12 protein-coding genes are annotated in these 15,824 nt (G+C 73.5%); 8 read left to right on the top strand and 4 right to left on the bottom strand.

The genetic code is table 11. The annotated features are described in order from the left end of the window. The first annotated feature begins 14 nt into the window (after nucleotides 1–14). The gene (gene mmuM, locus ACFY1T_RS20615; protein WP_390789390.1) at nucleotides 15–950 is read left to right on the top strand and encodes a homocysteine S-methyltransferase; all 936 of its coding nucleotides are present in this window, start codon (nucleotides 15–17) and stop codon (nucleotides 948–950) included. Here the strand turns inward: mmuM and ACFY1T_RS20610 are convergent. After that, the gene (locus tag ACFY1T_RS20610) at nucleotides 929–1,948 is read right to left on the bottom strand and encodes a hypothetical protein (protein ID WP_390789389.1); all 1,020 of its coding nucleotides are present in this window, start codon (nucleotides 1,946–1,948) and stop codon (nucleotides 929–931) included. The two genes, mmuM and ACFY1T_RS20610, sit on opposite strands and share 22 nt — an antisense overlap. A 214-nt stretch (nucleotides 1,949–2,162) precedes the next feature. On the opposite strand from ACFY1T_RS20610, the gene ACFY1T_RS20605 reads away from it, so the two are divergent. The 7 genes from ACFY1T_RS20605 (at nucleotide 2,163) to ACFY1T_RS20575 (ending at nucleotide 12,511) form a co-directional block, all read left to right on the top strand. Continuing rightward, on the top strand, nucleotides 2,163–3,635 hold the full coding sequence (locus ACFY1T_RS20605; RefSeq protein WP_390789388.1) for a 3' terminal RNA ribose 2'-O-methyltransferase Hen1: 1,473 nt from the start codon (nucleotides 2,163–2,165) through the stop codon (nucleotides 3,633–3,635). Continuing rightward, nucleotides 3,632–6,178 (top strand): polynucleotide kinase-phosphatase, encoded by a 2,547-nt coding sequence (locus ACFY1T_RS20600; RefSeq protein WP_390789387.1) that lies wholly within the window; start codon nucleotides 3,632–3,634, stop codon nucleotides 6,176–6,178. Before ACFY1T_RS20605 ends, ACFY1T_RS20600 begins: the two co-directional genes overlap by 4 nt. A gap of 197 nt (nucleotides 6,179–6,375) precedes the next feature. Continuing rightward, nucleotides 6,376–6,843 carry a hypothetical protein gene (locus tag ACFY1T_RS20595; RefSeq protein WP_234435635.1) on the top strand — a complete coding sequence of 156 codons (468 nt, stop codon included), beginning with the start codon at nucleotides 6,376–6,378 and terminating at the stop codon, nucleotides 6,841–6,843. A 100-nt stretch (nucleotides 6,844–6,943) separates the two neighbouring features. After that, the gene (locus ACFY1T_RS20590; protein ID WP_390789386.1) at nucleotides 6,944–8,170 is read left to right on the top strand and encodes an arginine deiminase; all 1,227 of its coding nucleotides are present in this window, start codon (nucleotides 6,944–6,946) and stop codon (nucleotides 8,168–8,170) included. 77 nt (nucleotides 8,171–8,247) lie between these two features. Continuing rightward, the gene (gene argF / locus ACFY1T_RS20585; RefSeq protein ID WP_390789385.1) at nucleotides 8,248–9,261 is read left to right on the top strand and encodes an ornithine carbamoyltransferase; all 1,014 of its coding nucleotides are present in this window, start codon (nucleotides 8,248–8,250) and stop codon (nucleotides 9,259–9,261) included. A gap of 132 nt (nucleotides 9,262–9,393) precedes the next feature. Beyond that, nucleotides 9,394–10,221, top strand: coding sequence for an enoyl-CoA hydratase family protein (locus ACFY1T_RS20580; RefSeq protein ID WP_030868826.1), 828 nt, complete (start codon nucleotides 9,394–9,396; stop codon nucleotides 10,219–10,221). Between the two features lie 4 nt (nucleotides 10,222–10,225). Continuing rightward, nucleotides 10,226–12,511 (top strand): bifunctional salicylyl-CoA 5-hydroxylase/oxidoreductase, encoded by a 2,286-nt coding sequence (locus tag ACFY1T_RS20575; protein WP_390789384.1) that lies wholly within the window; start codon nucleotides 10,226–10,228, stop codon nucleotides 12,509–12,511. A gap of 176 nt (nucleotides 12,512–12,687) precedes the next feature. Here the strand turns inward: ACFY1T_RS20575 and ACFY1T_RS20570 are convergent, their stop codons facing one another. From ACFY1T_RS20570 to ACFY1T_RS20560, 3 genes are all read right to left on the bottom strand, one after another. Continuing rightward, nucleotides 12,688–13,065, bottom strand: a complete 378-nt coding sequence (locus ACFY1T_RS20570) for a hypothetical protein (protein WP_390789383.1) — start codon at nucleotides 13,063–13,065, stop codon at nucleotides 12,688–12,690. Nucleotides 13,066–13,214: 149 nt separating this feature from the next. Then, on the bottom strand, nucleotides 13,215–14,018 hold the full coding sequence (locus tag ACFY1T_RS20565; RefSeq protein WP_390789382.1) for a PaaX family transcriptional regulator C-terminal domain-containing protein: 804 nt from the start codon (nucleotides 14,016–14,018) through the stop codon (nucleotides 13,215–13,217). A 27-nt stretch (nucleotides 14,019–14,045) separates the two neighbouring features. Then, entirely contained in the window at nucleotides 14,046–15,689 is a 1,644-nt protein-coding gene (locus ACFY1T_RS20560; RefSeq protein ID WP_390789381.1) for an AMP-binding protein, read from the bottom strand. Nucleotides 15,690–15,824 lie beyond the last annotated feature (135 nt).

Genomic DNA, 15,824 nt, shown 5'->3' with positions numbered 1-15,824 from the left:
GAGGCGGAACAGCCGTGCCCCGCGCGTCCGTCCCGCTCGCCGAAGCCCTGGCCCGCAGGGTCGTGGTCCTCGACGGCGGGCTGAGCAACCAGCTCGCCGATCAGGGCTGCGACCTGTCCGGCGGGCTCTGGTCGGGCCGGGTGCTCGCCGAGCGGCCGGACCAGGTGGAAGCGGCCCACGCGGCGTACGCGCGGGCCGGGGCCGAGGTGCTGATCACCTCCAGCTACCAGGTCGGGTACGAGGCCTTCGCCGCGCACGGCCACGACCGGGCCGAGACCACCGCCCTGCTGCACCGCAGCGTCGCGCTGGCCGCCCGGGCGGCCGAGGCCGCCGACCACGAGGTCTGGGTCGCCGCCTCGGTGGGCCCGTACGGGGCGGTGCTCGCGGACGGCTCCGAGTACCGCGGGCGGTACGGGCTGAGCGTGCGCGAGCTGGCCGCCTTCCACCGCCCGCGGATCGAGGCGCTGCTCGAGGCGGGCGCCGACGTCCTGGCGCTGGAGACCATCCCGGACGCGGAGGAGGCCGAAGCGCTGCTCGGCGTCCTCGCCGGGACGGGGGCGGCCGCCTGGCTGAGCTATACGGTGGCCGGCGCCCGCACCCGCGCCGGACGGCCGCTCTCCGAGGCCTTCGCCCTCGCGGCCGGGGCACCGGAGGTCATCGCGGTCGGCGTCAACTGCTGCGACCCGGCGGACGTCCTGCCCGCCCTGGAGGCGGCCGCCTCCGTCACGCCGAAGCCGCTGCTGGCCTACCCCAACGACGGTTCCGTCTGGGACGCCCCCACCGCCACCTGGCACGCCCCGTCCCACCCCGCGCCCTGGCCCGTCGAGGCCTGGCGCACGGCGGGAGCCCGCCTGATCGGCGGCTGCTGCCGCATCGGCCCGGCGGGCATCGCCGAACTGGCCGCCGGGATGTCCCGGGGTGCGACCGGTCACTGGCGCCAGCGGGGCTGACCGGGACCCTTGCAGGTGTAGGAGGTGCCCTTCTTACTGACGCCGGTCGCCCCGGCCGGGGAGCAGAAGGCGCCCGGCGTCACGGTGTTCCCGCCTCCTCCGCCGCTGTCGGACCCGCCGGAGGAGGAAGACCCCCCGGAGGAGGACCCTCCCGAGGAGGACCCCCCGGACGTGGACCCTCCGGAGGAGGAGCCGCCCGACGCGGAGCTGCCGGAGTCGTCGTCATCGTGCGTCGGCACCGGCTCGGGGTGGAGCCGGGTGTTCGGCGCCCCCGGGCAAGTGGTGCCGGGGGAAGCGAGCTTCAGGGCGGCGGTGGTGGTTCCGGGCGCGGTGATCTCCTTGCCCTCTTCGGGCTCCTGGAAGCAGACGGCCCAGTCGTCCACGGCGGCCGGCAGGGTGACGTCCGTGAACGCGCTCTGCGGCTCGATCCTCCCGAAGCCGATCGGCCCGAGCGTCTCGGACGCCTTGGCGAAGGTCAGGCCGACGACCTTGGGCATCTTCGGATAGGGGATCGGATCCCCGTCCTTCGCGGGGCACGGGGCGCCGGTGCGGACCACGCCGAAGTCGAGCGCGGGTATCGCGCCGGCCTTCTCGGTGACCAGGCTCTGGAAGCACACCTTCCAGTCGGCCTCGGCCACTTGGGCGGCGCTCCCCTCGGAGGCATCGTGCGAGAGCACCTGGAATCCCGCGGCGAGCGCTGCGGCTCTCGCCTCCTTGAGGTTCCGGCCGACGAGAGCGGGCGGCTCGGCCCGGCTGGGGCTCGCACTCGGGGAGGCCGACGCGAGGGCGGCCGGCTTCGCGTCGGCCTCCGCCTTCTCCGGCGGGTCGCCCAGGAAGGGCGTGAGGAACCACAGGCCGGCCAGGACGGTCGCCACGATCTTCTTGGCCTGCCCCCACCGGCCGGCCCAGGCGAGCGCGATGCCCGCGGGCGGGATCACGACCAGCAGGGTGATGACCAGCGCGGGATGCTGCCACCAGCGGCGCACGGGCGAGGGCATGGGTGGGTAAGGCTGCGGCGGGTACACGAGAGGGGCCCTCCTGGGGCTGCCGGGATGCCGGGGGCACGGGGAACGACGTGTTCCGCGGACCGTACAGCGCCGGGCCCACGTGCGTCGGGCACTTGCCCGAATCGGGATCCGCGGGGCCCGCGGCGGTCGCCCGCGGGGGGAAATCCAGTGGCCCCCGGCGACGGCGGCATCCATGCTGAGCTGCATGTTCCTGACGATCTCCACTACTGGCAGTGCGGAGCACCCGGCCACCGATCTGGGTTTCCTGCTGCACAAGCACCCTGGGAAGGTGCAGGCGTTCTCCACCTCCCACGGCGTCGCCCACGTCTTCTATCCCGAGGCCGCCGACGAACGGTGCACGGCGGCGCTGCTGCTGGAGGTGGACCCCGTCGCGCTCGTGCGGCGCGGGCAGGGCAAGGGCCGGGGCGGGGCGCCCGACGCCGCGCTCGCGCAGTACGTCAACGACCGCCCGTACGCCGCTTCCTCACTGCTCGCCGTCGCGCTCGGTTCCGTCTTCCGCAGCGCGCTGGGCGGCCGGTGCACCGCCCGCCCCGAGCTGCCGGAGCAGGCCCGTCCGCTGCGGATCGAGATACCGGCGCTGCCCGCGCGCGGCGGGGCGCAGCTCGTGCACCGGCTGTTCGATCCGCTCGGCTGGGACCTCGTACGGGCCGAACCCGTGCCTCTCGACGAGCAGTTCCCCGAGTGGGGGGACTCCCGGTACGTACGGCTCGTGCTCGAGGGCGAGCTGCGGCTCGCCGACGCGCTGCGCCAGCTCTACGTCCTGCTGCCCGTGCTCGACGACTCCAAGCACTACTGGGTCGCGCCCGACGAGGTCGACAAGCTGCTGCGCGCCGGAGACGGCTGGCTGGCCGCGCACCCCGAGAACGCTCTGATCAGCGCACGCTATCTCGCCCGGCACAAGGGGCTGACCCGCGACGCCCTGGACCGGTTGGAGCTGCTGCGGCTGGCCGAGGCGGACGGCAGCGAGATCGAGGAGCTGGACAACGCCGTGGACGCGGACCGTGACACGCAGGAGAAGCCCGTGCCGCTCGCCGTGCAGCGGCGCGAGGCGATCCTCGGCGCGCTGCGCGCCGCCGGCGCCGCCCGTGTCCTCGACCTCGGCTGCGGCCAGGGGCAGCTGGTGCAGGCCCTCCTGAAGGAGCCGGCCTTCACCGAGATCGTCGGAGTCGACGTGTCCATGCGGGCCCTCGGCACGGCCGCCAAGCGGCTGCGCCTGGAGCGGATGGGGGAGAAACAGAGCAGCCGCGTCCGGTTGCTCCAGGGCTCGCTCGTCTACACCGACAAGAGGCTGGCCGGGTACGACGCGGCCGTGCTCAGCGAGGTCGTCGAGCACCTGGACCTGCCGCGGCTGCCCGCCCTGGAGTACGCGGTGTTCGGCGCGGCCCGCCCCCGCACCGTCCTCGTCACCACCCCGAACGTCGAATACAACGTCCGCTGGGAGACCCTGCCCGCCGGGCACGTCCGGCACGGCGACCACCGCTTCGAGTGGAACCGCGGGGAGTTCCGGGGCTGGGCCGACTCCGTGGCCGGCCGCCACGGGTACGAGGTCGCCTTCGTGCCCGTCGGCGACGAGGACCCCGAGGTGGGGCCGCCCACCCAGATGGCCGTCTTCACTCGGATCGACACCGATACCCGGAAGGAGGGTGAGGTCGCATGACCACCAACGGCACGCGCGTACTCCCCGTCACCGACCTGTCCCTCGTCGTCCTGATCGGGGCCACCGGGTCGGGGAAGTCCACTTTCGCCCGCAAGCACTTCAAGCCCACCGAGGTCGTCTCCTCCGACTACTGCCGGGGTCTCGTCGCCGACGACGAGAACGATCAGAGTGCGAGCCGTGACGCCTTCGAGGTCCTGCACTACATCGCCGGCAAGCGCCTCGCGGCCGGCCGCCTGACCGTCGTCGACGCCACCAGCGTGCAGGCCGATGCCCGCCGCCGGCTGGTGCAGCTCGCACGCGAGCACGACGTCCTGCCGATCGCCATCGTCCTCGACATGCCCGAGGAGGTCTGCGCCGAGCGCAACGCCGCCCGCCCCGACCGGGCCGGGCTGCCCCGCGCCGTCATCCAGAGGCACCGGCGCGACCTGCGCCGCTCGCTGCGCGGACTGGAGCGCGAGGGCTTCCGCAAGGTGCACGTGCTGCGCACCCCGGAAGAGGCCGAGGCCGCCGAGGTGGTGCTGGAGAAGAGGTTCAACGACCTCACCCACCTCACCGGCCCCTTCGACATCATCGGTGACATCCACGGCTGTTCCTCCGAGCTGGAGACCCTGCTCGGCACGCTCGGGTACGAGGACGGCGTCCACCCCGAGGGCCGCACCGCCGTGTTCGTCGGCGACCTCGTCGACCGCGGCCCGGACAGCCCCGGCGTCCTGCGCCGGGTGATGGCGATGGTCGGATCGGGCAACGCCCTGTGCGTGCCCGGGAACCACGAGAACAAGCTCGGCCGTTACCTCAAGGGCTCCAAGGTCCAGCAGACCCACGGGCTCGCCGAGACGATCGAGCAGCTCGGCCACGAGCCGGAGGAGTTCGTCCAGGAGGTGCGGGAGTTCATCCGCGGCCTGGTCAGCCACTACGTGCTCGACGGGGGCAAGCTGGTCGTCTGCCACGCCGGCCTGCCCGAGAAGTACCACGGGCGCACCTCCGGCCGGGTCCGCTCGCACGCCCTCTACGGGGAAACCACCGGCGAGACCGACGAGTTCGGCCTGCCCGTGCGCTACCCCTGGGCCGAGGAGTACCGCGGCAAGGCGGTCGTGGTCTACGGCCACACCCCGGTCCCGAACACGGCCTGGGTCAACAACACCATCTGCCTGGACACGGGCGCCGTCTTCGGCGGGAAGATGACCGCCCTGCGCTGGCCCGAGCGCGAACTGGTCGACGTACCGGCGGAGAAGGTCTGGTACGAGCCGGTCAAGCCGCTCGCCGCCGAGGCGCCGGGCGGACACGAGGGGCGGCCGCTGGACCTGGGCGACGTCCACGGGCGCCGGATCGTCGAGACCCGGCACCTGGGCAACGTCACCGTGCGCGAGGAGAACGCGGCGGCGGCCCTGGAGGTCATGAGCCGCTTCGCGGTGGACCCGAGGCTGGTCCCGTACCTGCCGCCGACCATGGCGCCGACCGCCGCCTCGCAGGAGGAGGGCTACCTGGAGCACCCGGCCGAGGCGTTCGCCCAGTACCGCAAGGACGGCATCGCCCAGGTCGTGTGCGAGGAGAAGCACATGGGCTCCCGGGCCACCGTCCTCGTCTGCAAGGACGCCGATGCGGCCCGCGAGCGCTTCGGCGTCGAGGGCCCGACCGGTTCCGTCTACACCCGCACCGGACGGCCCTTCTTCCAGGACCCCGAGGTCACCGAGGAGGTCCTCACCCGGATCCGGGGCGCCATCACGGGCGCGGGCCTGTGGGAGGAACTGGACACCGACTGGCTGCTGCTGGACGGTGAGCTGCTGCCCTGGTCCCTGAAATCCGCCGGTCTGCTGCGCAACCAGTACGCGGCCGTCGGCGCGGCCTCCCGCGCCGTCTTCCCGGACGCCCTCGGCGCCCTGGCCGCGGCCGCCGGGCGGGGCGTCGACACCGGAGGCCTCCTCGCCCGCCAGCGGGACCGGGCCGCCGACGCAGGCCGGTTCACCGAGGCGTACCGGCGGTACTGCTGGACCACCGACGGGCTGGACGGCGTCCGGTTCGCGCCGTTCCAGCTGCTGGCGGCGGCCGGGCGCGCGCTGGCCGCCGTACCCCACGACGAGCAGCTGTTCTGGCTGGACCGGCTCGTCGCCGCGGACGAGGCCGCCGGCACGGGGCTGCTGCGCCGCACGGGCCGGATCCTGGTCGACACCGCCGACGAGGACTCCGTACGGGCGGGCACCGACTGGTGGCTGGAGCTGACGGCCGCGGGCGGCGAGGGCATGGTCGTCAAGCCGCTCCAGGCGTACGCCCGCGACGGCAAGGGCAGGCTGGTCCAGCCCGGGGTCAAGGTCCGCGGACGCGAGTACCTGCGGATCGTCTACGGCCCGGAGTACACGCGTCCGGAGCAGCTGGAGAAGCTGCGCCACCGGTTCACGGGGCACGAGCGCGTACTCGCGCTGCGCGAGTACGCGCTCGGGCTGGAGGGCCTGGACCGGCTGGCGGGCGAGGAGCCGCTGTGGCGTGTGCACGAGGCGGTCTTCGCGGTGCTCGCCCTCGAATCGGAGCCGGTCGACCCCCGGTTGTGAGCGGGGGCAGGCCGGCAGAGCCGTAAAGGTGAGGCCCCTGTACGGCCGTGAATTAGGTCGTATGGGGGAACTTTCCCGAAGAACGCCGGGAAAACCACCGGCGGGATCGTTCATCCAGGGCAGCGGAATGTCCGCGACCCTGGAAGGACGGAACGTCACCTATGAAGATGACCGCGCGCGGAAGCATTGCGGCACTCATGACCTGTATGGCCGCGGCCGGCGCGGCCACCCCGGCCGTCGCCGACTCGGTGCCGGTGGGTGTCCCCCTGGACGCCGTGAAGACCACGCTGGGCGTGGACACCCCGCGCGTGGCCACCGCGGTGCCGATGCCCGTCGTCGGCGCCCCGGAGGCGCCCCGCTACCACTCGGGGGACCTGCTCCCGAGCCCCCTCCTCCCGGTGCTGCCGGTCAGCACCGAGCTCGGCGACACCCTGGTCGGCGCGCCGGTGCCCAACCTGCTCGGCGACCCGAAGACGGACGCCGAGGGCACGCTGGAGTCCCCGGCCACCAACCTGCTCGCCCGCACCCCCGGTGCGATCGTCGGCGCCCCGCTGACGATGCCGGACGGCAGCAACTACGGCATCCCGAACCTGACCGCACCCAAGCTGGGCCTGACCGCCCCGGACCTGGTCGGGACCCCGGCGGCCCTCCTCGGTCTGCGCTGATCCCGCGGGAGCCGCCGAGCCCGCGGGGACTGCCGGTTCCGCTCGATCTCCTGAGCGAACGCCACGTCAAAAAGCCGTCCGGTCTGCGAACGTGTACGCCATGGGATTCCATGTCGACTCCGAGACCGGGCGGCTTCGCCGCGTCATCCTCCACCGGCCGGACCTGGAGCTGAAGCGGCTCACACCGAGCAACAAGGACGCATTGCTCTTCGACGACGTGCTGTGGGTGCGCAGGGCCCGCCAGGAGCACGACGGTTTCGCGGACGTCCTGCGCGACCGGGGTGTGGAGGTGCACCTCTTCGGCGATCTGCTGTGCGAGGCCCTGGAGATCCCGGAGGCCAGGCACCTCGTCCTGGACCGGGTGTTCGACGAGAAGGAGTACGGGCCGCTCGCCACCGACCACCTGCGGGCGGTCTTCGACCAGTTGCCGGTGGCCGGGCTGACCGAGGCGCTGGTCGGCGGGATGACCAAGCGCGAGTTCCTGGAGCGGCACGCCGAGCCGGTGTCGGTCCGCTTCCACGCCATGGAGCTGGACGACTTCCTGCTGGGGCCGCTGCCCAACCACCTGTTCACCCGGGACACCTCCGCCTGGATCTACGACGGGGTGTCGATCAACGCCATGCGCTGGCCGGCCCGGCAGCGCGAGACGGTGCACTTCGAGGCGATCTACAAGCACCACCCGCTCTTCACCTCCTCCGGGGCCTTCCACTACTGGTCGCAGGGGCAGTCCGACTACCCCTCGACGATCGAGGGCGGGGACGTGCTCGTCATCGGCAACGGCGCGGTGCTGATCGGGATGAGCGAGCGGACCACGCCGCAGGCGGTGGAGATGCTCGCGCGGGGCCTGTTCGCGGCCGGGTCGGCGACCACGATCGTCGCGCTGGACATGCCGAAGCGGCGGGCCTTCATGCATTTGGACACCGTGATGACGATGGTGGACGGAGATACGTTCACCCAGTACGCGGGCCTGGGCATGCTGCGCTCCTACACGATCGAGCCGGGCGCGGGTCTGCAGGAGCTGAAGGTGACCGACCACCCTCCGGAGCACATGCACCGGGCGATCGCGGCGGCGCTGGGGCTGGACTCGATCCGCGTGCTGACCGCGACGCAGGACGTGCACGCGGCGGAGCGCGAGCAGTGGGACGACGGCTGCAACGTGCTGGCCGTCGAGCCGGGGGTGGTGGTGGCGTACGAGCGGAACGTGACGACCAACACCCACCTGCGCAAGGAGGGCATCGAGGTCATCGAGATCCCGGGCAGCGAGCTGGGACGGGGGCGGGGCGGGCCGCGGTGCATGAGCTGCCCGGTGGAGCGGGATCCGGTCTGAGGGGGCCATGTATATCAATACGGGGGATCGTATAGACTTCCAGCATCCCCTGTCAGCGTGACCCTTGGAGTGTCCCCATGGCCACCGACCTCGTCGGCCGCAGTTTCCTCAAGGAGCTCGACTTCTCCGCCGCCGAGTTCCGCGGTCTGATCGAGCTCGCGGCCGACCTCAAGGCGGCCAAGAAGGCCGGTGCCGAGCAGCGCCGCCTCCAGGGCAGGAACATCGCGCTGATCTTCGAGAAGACCTCGACGCGCACCCGCTGCGCGTTCGAGGTCGCCGCCGCCGACCAGGGCGCGCACACCACCTACCTCGACCCGGCCGGCTCCCAGATGGGCCACAAGGAGTCGGTCAGGGACACGGCGCGGGTGCTGGGCCGGATGTTCGACGGCATCGAGTACCGGGGTGACAGCCAGGAGGCCGTCGAGGCGCTCGCCGCCCACTCCGGCGTGCCGGTCTTCAACGGCCTCACGGACGACTGGCACCCCACCCAGATGCTGGCCGACGTGCTCACGATGACCGAGCACTGCGCCAAGCCGCTGGAGCGCGTCGCCTTCGCCTACCTCGGCGACGCCCGGTTCAACATGGGCAACTCGTACCTGGTCACCGGCGCGCTGCTCGGCATGGACGTACGGATCGTCGCGCCGAAGGCCTACTGGCCGGCCGAGTCCGTCGTGTCCAGGGCGCGCGAGCTCGCGGCCGCCAGCGGGGCTCGGATCATGCTGACCGAGCAGGTCGCCGAGGGCGTGGCCCAGGCGGACTTCGTCGCGACCGACGTGTGGGTGTCCATGGGCGAGCCCAAGGAGGTCTGGGGCGAGCGGATCGCCGCCCTGGCCCCGTACGCCGTCACGATGGACGTGCTCCGCGCGACCGGCAACCCGGACGTGAAGTTCCTGCACTGCCTGCCGGCCTTCCACGACCTGGGCACCGACGTCGGCCGGGAGATCCACGAGCGGTACGGGCTGGACTCGCTGGAGGTGACGGACGAGGTGTTCGAGTCCGCGCACTCCGTCGTCTTCGACGAGGCCGAGAACCGGCTGCACACCATCAAGGCGGTACTGGTCGCCACCCTTGCCGGGCCGGTCGCCGGCTAGTGCCGGTCGGCCGCGCATGGTCATGCGGGCGGCTCCGCCAGGGTGGAGCGGGCGGCTGCGGGCGGGTCCCGTCCTCACTCGTGTGTCGCGTTTCTGTGACGGCAGTCACGATGCGGTGATACCGTCGATCGTGTGAGCCCCTTCATCGGTTCCACAGCAGCGACCGAACGGTGGCGCCACCTGCGGGTGACCCGGCAGGACGGCGTGGCCACCGTCACCCTCGACCGCCCCGAGAAACTCAACGCCCTCACCTTCGGTGCCTACGCGGACCTGCGCGACCTGCTCGCCGAGCTCTCGCGCGAGCGGTCCGTGCGCGCCCTCGTCCTCGGCGGCGAGGGGCGCGGCTTCTGCTCCGGCGGCGACGTCGACGAGATCATCGGTGCCACACTCGCCATGGACACGGCCCAGCTCCTCGACTTCAACCGGATGACCGGCCAGGTGGTACGGGCCATCCGCGAATGCCCCTTCCCCGTGATCGCCGCCGTGCACGGGGTCGCCGCCGGCGCCGGCGCCGTCCTCGCGCTCGCCTCCGACTTCCGCATCGCCGACCCCACCGCCCGCTTCGCGTTCCTCTTCACCCGCGTCGGCCTCTCCGGCGGGGACATGGGCGCCGCGTACCTGCTGCCCCGGGTCGTCGGCCTCGGCCACGCCACCCGGCTGCTGATGCTCGGGGAACCCGTACGCGCCCCGGAGGCCGAGCGCATCGGCCTGCTCAGCGAGGTCACCGAGGAGGGCAAGGCCGGCCTGCGGGCCGCCGAGCTCGCCGCGCACCTCGCCGCCGGTCCGGCCCTCGCGTACGCGCAGACCAAGGCACTGCTGACCGCCGAGCTCGACATGCCGCTGGCGGCGTCGGTCGAGCTCGACGCCAACACCCAGGCCCTGCTGATGAACGGCCGGGACTACGCCGAGTTCCACGCCGCCTTCACCACGAAGCGGCCCCCGGAGTGGAAGGGCAGGTAGCACCATGCCGGAAGGCAGCGCATTGCGGGTCGCCGTCGTCGGCGGCGGGCCCGGGGGCCTGTACGCCGCCGCGCTGCTGGCCCGCCGGGGACACACGGTCGAGGTCTGGGAGCGGGGCGCCCCCGAGGACACCTTCGGCTTCGGCGTGGTGCTCTCCGACGAGACCCTCGGCGGCATCGAACAGGCCGACACCGTGGTCTACGCGGCCCTCGGCGCCGAGTTCGTGCGCTGGGACGACATCGACATCGTCCACCGGGGGCGGCTGCTGACCTCCGGCGGCCACGGCTTCGCCGCGATCGGCCGGCGCCGGCTGCTGGAAATCCTCCACGAGCGCTGCGCCGGCCTCGGGGTCAGGCTCCGCTTCCGCACCCCGGCGCCGGCCGCCGCGGTCCTGGCCGCCTCGTACGACCTGGTCGTCGCGGCCGACGGGGTGCACAGCGCGACCCGGCAGAGCGGCGCCGCACACTTCCGCCCGACGCTGACGAGCGGCCACTGCCGGTACATCTGGCTCGCCGCCGACTTCGCCTTCGACGCGTTCCGCTTCGAGATCGCCGAGACCGAGCACGGCGTCATGCAGCTGCACGCCTACCCGTACTGCGCGGACGCCTCCACCGTGATCGTCGAGATGCACGAGGAGGTGTGGCGGGCCGCCGGCTTCGACCTGTGCGACGAGGCCGAATCGGCCGCGCGCTGCGCCAAGATCTTCGGCGAGGCCCTGCGGGGGCGCCCGCTGCACGGCAACCGCTCCGCGTGGACCGAGTTCCGTACCGTCGTCAACGAACACTGGTCGCACGACAACGTCGTGCTGCTCGGCGACGCGGCGCACACCGCGCACTTCTCCATCGGCTCCGGCACCAAGCTGGCGGTGGAGGACGCGCTCGCCCTCGCCGAAGCGGTGGCCGGGGCGGTGGCCGCCGCCGGGCCGGGGGCGGAGCCGGACGTACCCGCCGCCCTCGCCGCGTACGAGGCCGCCCGGCGGCCGGCGGTGGCCTCGACCCAGCGGGCCGCCGCAGCCAGCATGCGGTGGTTCGAGGAGCTCGCCGGGTACGTCGACCAGCCCGCCCGGCAGTTCGCCTTCAACCTGCTCACCCGCAGCCGCCGGGTGACCCACGACAACCTGCGGCTGCGCGACGAGCGGTTCACCCGGGCCGTGGAACGCGACTTCGGCTGCCCGGACGAGCGCACCCCGCCGATGTTCACCCCGCTGAAGCTGCGCGGGCTGACCCTGCGCAACCGGATCGTGGTCTCCCCGATGGACATGTACTCCGCGCAGGACGGCGACGGGACGCCCGGGGACTTCCACCTGGTGCACCTGGGCGCGCGGGCCCTCGGCGGCGCCGCCCTGGTGATGACCGAGATGGTCTGCGTGTCCCCGGAGGGCCGGATCACCCCCGGCTGCACCGGCCTGTACACGGCCGGGCAGGCCGCGGCCTGGACCCGGATCGCGGACTTCGTGCACACCTGCGCCCCCGGCACCGCGCTCGGCGTCCAGCTCGGCCACTCCGGCCGCAAGGGCTCGACGCGGCTGATGTGGGAGGGCATGGACGAGCCCCTCCCGGAGGGCAACTGGCCGCTCGTGGCGGCCTCGGAGCTGCCCTACCGGCCGGGCGTCTCGGCCGTCCCGCGCGCGCTGACGACGGCGGACCTCGCGTCGATCCGCTCCGACTTCGCGGCCGCCGCGGTACGTGCCGCCGGCTGCGGGTTCGACCTGCTGGAGCTGCACTGCGCCCACGGCTACCTGCTCTCCGGCTTCCTGTCCCCGCTCACCAACCACCGTACGGACGCCTACGGCGGCCCCCTGGAGAACCGGCTCCGCTTCCCGCTCGAAGTCTTCGACGCGGTCCGTGCCGTCTGGCCCGCCGACCGGCCGATGACCGTCCGCATCTCGGCCACCGACTGGGCCCCGGGCGGCACCGGCGCCCAGGACGCGGTGGACATCGCGGCCGCCTTCGCCGCGCACGGCGCCGACGCCATCGACGTGTCGACCGGCCAGGTGGTGGCGGACGAGAGCCCCGAGTACGGGCGCTCCTACCAGACCCCGTACGCGGACCGGATCCGCAACGCGCTGGACATCCCGGTCATCGCCGTCGGCGCCATCTCCTCCTGGGACGACGTGAACTCCCTGCTGCTCGCGGGCCGCGCCGACCTCTGCGCCGTGGGCCGCCCCCACCTGTACGACCCGCACTGGACCCTGCACGCGGCCGCCGACCAGTCGTACGAGGGCCCGGCCGCCCCCTGGCCCGCCCCGTACCGCGCCGGCAGCCGCAAACCCCCGACCGGCCGCGGCTGAAGCACGTTCACCCGGCGGCGCGCGGTACGCCCGGTCCGCGCGCCGGCTCCGGCCGGCGACCGCGGGCGCCGGGCTCCGCAGGGGTGCTCACAGCGCCGCCACCTCGACGCGGTCCTCCACCGGGGTGTAGCCCAGGCGCTGGTAGATGCCGTTGCTGGTCGGGTTGGCCAGGTCCGTTACGAGGGCAGCCAGGACGGCCACCACGGCGGCACGTTGTCGGGCCCGCACAGCCCCGAGTCCCCGGGGTAGCCGGCCAGAGTGCCCTGCGCGGCGAAGTACCAGACGACCACCGCCGACAGGACCAGCACCACGGCCGCCACGCCCACCACCGGGTTCACGCGCCGGGCCGGCAGCCAGACCAGCAGGGCGAGCACCGCGCACCCCGGGACCAGCAGGAGCATCTCGAAGAACAGCTCGAACTTGCCGCCCGCCTCCCAGCCGGCGTCGCAGTAGGCGCGGGCGTCGGCAGCCAGGTCGTGCGCGAGGTAGCCGGCGAAGGCGCCGCCCAGCGCCGAGGCCGCCACGCCCTGCCACCGCACCCGACGGCCCGTCATGGCGGGCGGCGGCCCGAATCCGGGCGGCGGGGAACCGGCCGGCGGGGAACCGGCCGGCGGCCGGACCTGCGGTGGGTTCGGGGGCGGGGGCGGCGCCCCGGCGGGAAGATCGTTTCGCGTCACCCCCGACGTGACGCGGCCCGCGCCGCCTACGGTTCCAGGAACCCCGCCCCGATGTCCCGCAGCCGGCCGTGCAGTTCGGTGAAGACCGCCGCCGCGCGGTCCCCCGGCCAGTCCGAGGGCAGCAGCTCCCGCGGCAGCCCCGGGTCGGCGTACGGCAGGCGCCGCCAGGAGTCCAGGGCGAGCAGGTAGCCGCGGTAGGCCTCCTCCGCGGTGGGCGCCGGGCCCGACTGCAGGGCGCGCAGCACCGGCTCGTGCAGGTCCAGGAACTCCTCGTGCTGCTTGGCCAGCGAGGTCAGGTCCCACCACCGGGCCACCGCCTCGGCGGTCGGGGCGAAGCCGAGGTGGCCGCCGCGGAACAGCTCCACGTACGCCGTCAGGTGCAGCCGGTCCAGGGTGTGCCCGGTCTCCTCGTACAGGTGGGCCGGCGCGATCCACACCCCCGGCGCCACCGCGCCGAAGCCGAGGCCGGCCAGCCGCGAGCGCAGCAGATGCCGCTTGTTCCGCTCCTGCTCCGGTACGGAGAACACCGCCAGCAGCCATTCCCCCGCCGGCTGCGCACCGCGCTCCCCGTAGATCCGCCGGTCGCCGTCGTCCAGCAGCTGCCGGGCCTCCGCGGACAGCTCGTACCCCGCCGAGCCGTCCGCGGCGCGCGCGGGCAGCAGGAAGCCGCGCCGCTTCAGCCGGGACACCGACGAGCGGACCGACGGGGCGTCCACACCGGCCGCGCCCAGCAGGCGGACCAGCGCGGACACCGGGACCGGACCCTCGAAGGCCCGCCCGTAGGCGCCGTAGAACGTGACGATCAGGGATCGCGGAGTGTGCTCGACCACGGCTTCACTCTAGGGGCGTCGCGCCGGTCATGCCGGGCCCGCCGGCAGGACGCTCCCCCCGTCGCGCAGCCGGAACCGCTGCAGTTTGCCGGTCGCGGTCCGGGGGAGGGCCGGGAGGAAGACGAAGGCGCGCGGGCACTTGTACGGGGCCAGCTCCGCCCGCATGAACGTGCGCAGCTCCTCCTCGCTCGGCGCCGTACCCTCCCGGGCGACGGCGTACGCCACCACGATCTGCCCGCGCCGCTCGTCCGGGCGGCCCACCACCGCCGCCTCCACCACGTCCGGGTGGCGCATCAGGGCTTCCTCCACCTCCGGGCCCGCGATGTTGTAACCCGCCGAGACGATCATGTCGTCGGCCCGGGCGACGTAGCGGAAATAGCCTTCCGGATCGCGGACGTAGGTGTCCCCGGTCAGGTTCCAGCCGTCCCGTACGTACTCCTCCTGCCGCGGATCGGCCAGGTACCGGCAGCCCACCGGGCCGCGGACGGCCAGCAGCCCGGGCTCGTTGTCCGCGACCGGACGGCCGGAGGCGTCCACGACCCGCGCCTGCCAGCCCGGCACCACGCGGCCCGTCGTCCCCGGGCGGATGTCCTCGTCCGCCGCGGAGATGAAGATGTGCAGCAGCTCGGTGGCGCCGATGCCGTTGATGATCCGCAGCCCGGTGCGCTCGTACCAGGCCTGCCAGGTGGCCGCCGGGAGGTTCTCGCCGGCCGAGACGCAGCGGCGCAGCGCGGAGAGGTCGTACGTGCTCACGTCGTGGGGACCCAGCTCGTCCAGCATCGTCCGGTACGCGGTGGGCGCGGTGAACAGCACCGTCACCCGGTGCTGAGCGAGGGCGGGCAGGAGCCGTCGCGGGACCGCCTGGTCGAGCAGGAGCGCCGAGGCGCCGGCGCGCAGCGGGAAGACGACCAGGCCGCCGAGGCCGAAGGTGAAGCCGAGCGGCGGACTGCCCGCGAAGACGTCGTCGGGGCGGGGCCGCAGCACGCTGCGGGAGAAGGTGTCGGCGACGGAGAGCAGGTCGCGGTGGAAGTGCATGCAGCCCTTGGGCCGGCCGGTGGTGCCCGAGGTGAAGGCGATCAGGGCCACGTCGTCGGCGGAGGTGTCGACGGCCCGGAACGGCGCCTCGTGGTGCTCGGCCAGCCGGAGCAGGTCGTCCGCCCCCTCGCCGCCGTACGGGGTGATCCGCAGGCCGGGCACCTCGGCCTTGGCCAGGTCGTCGACCACGCCCGTGTGGCACAGCGCGTGCTGCACGCGGGCCATCGCGCAGACCGTGGCCAGCTCCTGCGCGCGCTGCTGGGCGAGGACGGTCACGGCCACCGCGCCGGCCTTCATCACCGCCAGCCAGCACGCGGCGAGCCAGGGGCCGGTGGGGCCGCGCAGGAGCACGCGGTTCCCGGGGACCACGCCGAGGTCGGCCGTGAGGACGTGGGCGATGCGGTCCACGCGTTTGCGCAGCCCGCCGTACGACCACACCTCACCGGATCCGCTGCGGAAGGCGGGGCGGTCGGGCCCGAAGCGGTCGATGGTGGCGTCGAGCAGCTCGGCGCCGCAGTTGAGCCGGTCCGGGTAGGCCAGTTCGGGGAGCTCGAAGAGGAGCCGCGGCCAGGCGTGCGGCGGCGGCAGATGGTCGCGCGCGAAGGTGTCGGCGTGGGCGGAAGGCTTGAGCTCCAAGGCGGGTTCGCCCCCTTGCAACGACAGCGGCACCCCGGGTGGGGAGCCGAAGTGGCGGAGCAGGCCGTGCGGGTGCGCTATGAGCGTATCGTGATGGTGACGGCAGTCAACAGGACGCGATAGAGGCGGGGATGT

The sequence above is a fragment of the Streptomyces sp. NPDC001194 genome, from assembly GCF_042896985.1.
GTDB lineage: Bacteria > Actinomycetota > Actinomycetes > Streptomycetales > Streptomycetaceae > Streptomyces.
This window is presented reverse-complemented; position numbering and strand designations above follow the sequence as displayed.

What these genes read in the sequence shown, in the direction of transcription:
- ACFY1T_RS20610 (WP_390789389.1), bottom strand. Translation starts at nt 1,948, where the DNA reads ATGCCCTCGCCCGTGCGCCGCTGGTGGCAGCATCCCGCGCTGGTCATC.
- ACFY1T_RS20605 (WP_390789388.1), top strand. Translation starts at nt 2,163, where the DNA reads ATGTTCCTGACGATCTCCACTACTGGCAGTGCGGAGCACCCGGCCACC.
- ACFY1T_RS20600 (WP_390789387.1), top strand. Translation starts at nt 3,632, where the DNA reads ATGACCACCAACGGCACGCGCGTACTCCCCGTCACCGACCTGTCCCTC.
- ACFY1T_RS20595 (WP_234435635.1), top strand. Translation starts at nt 6,376, where the DNA reads ATGACCTGTATGGCCGCGGCCGGCGCGGCCACCCCGGCCGTCGCCGAC.
- ACFY1T_RS20590 (WP_390789386.1), top strand. Translation starts at nt 6,944, where the DNA reads ATGGGATTCCATGTCGACTCCGAGACCGGGCGGCTTCGCCGCGTCATC.
- argF (WP_390789385.1), top strand. Translation starts at nt 8,248, where the DNA reads ATGGCCACCGACCTCGTCGGCCGCAGTTTCCTCAAGGAGCTCGACTTC.
- ACFY1T_RS20575 (WP_390789384.1), top strand. Translation starts at nt 10,226, where the DNA reads ATGCCGGAAGGCAGCGCATTGCGGGTCGCCGTCGTCGGCGGCGGGCCC.
- ACFY1T_RS20570 (WP_390789383.1), bottom strand. Translation starts at nt 13,065, where the DNA reads ATGACGGGCCGTCGGGTGCGGTGGCAGGGCGTGGCGGCCTCGGCGCTG.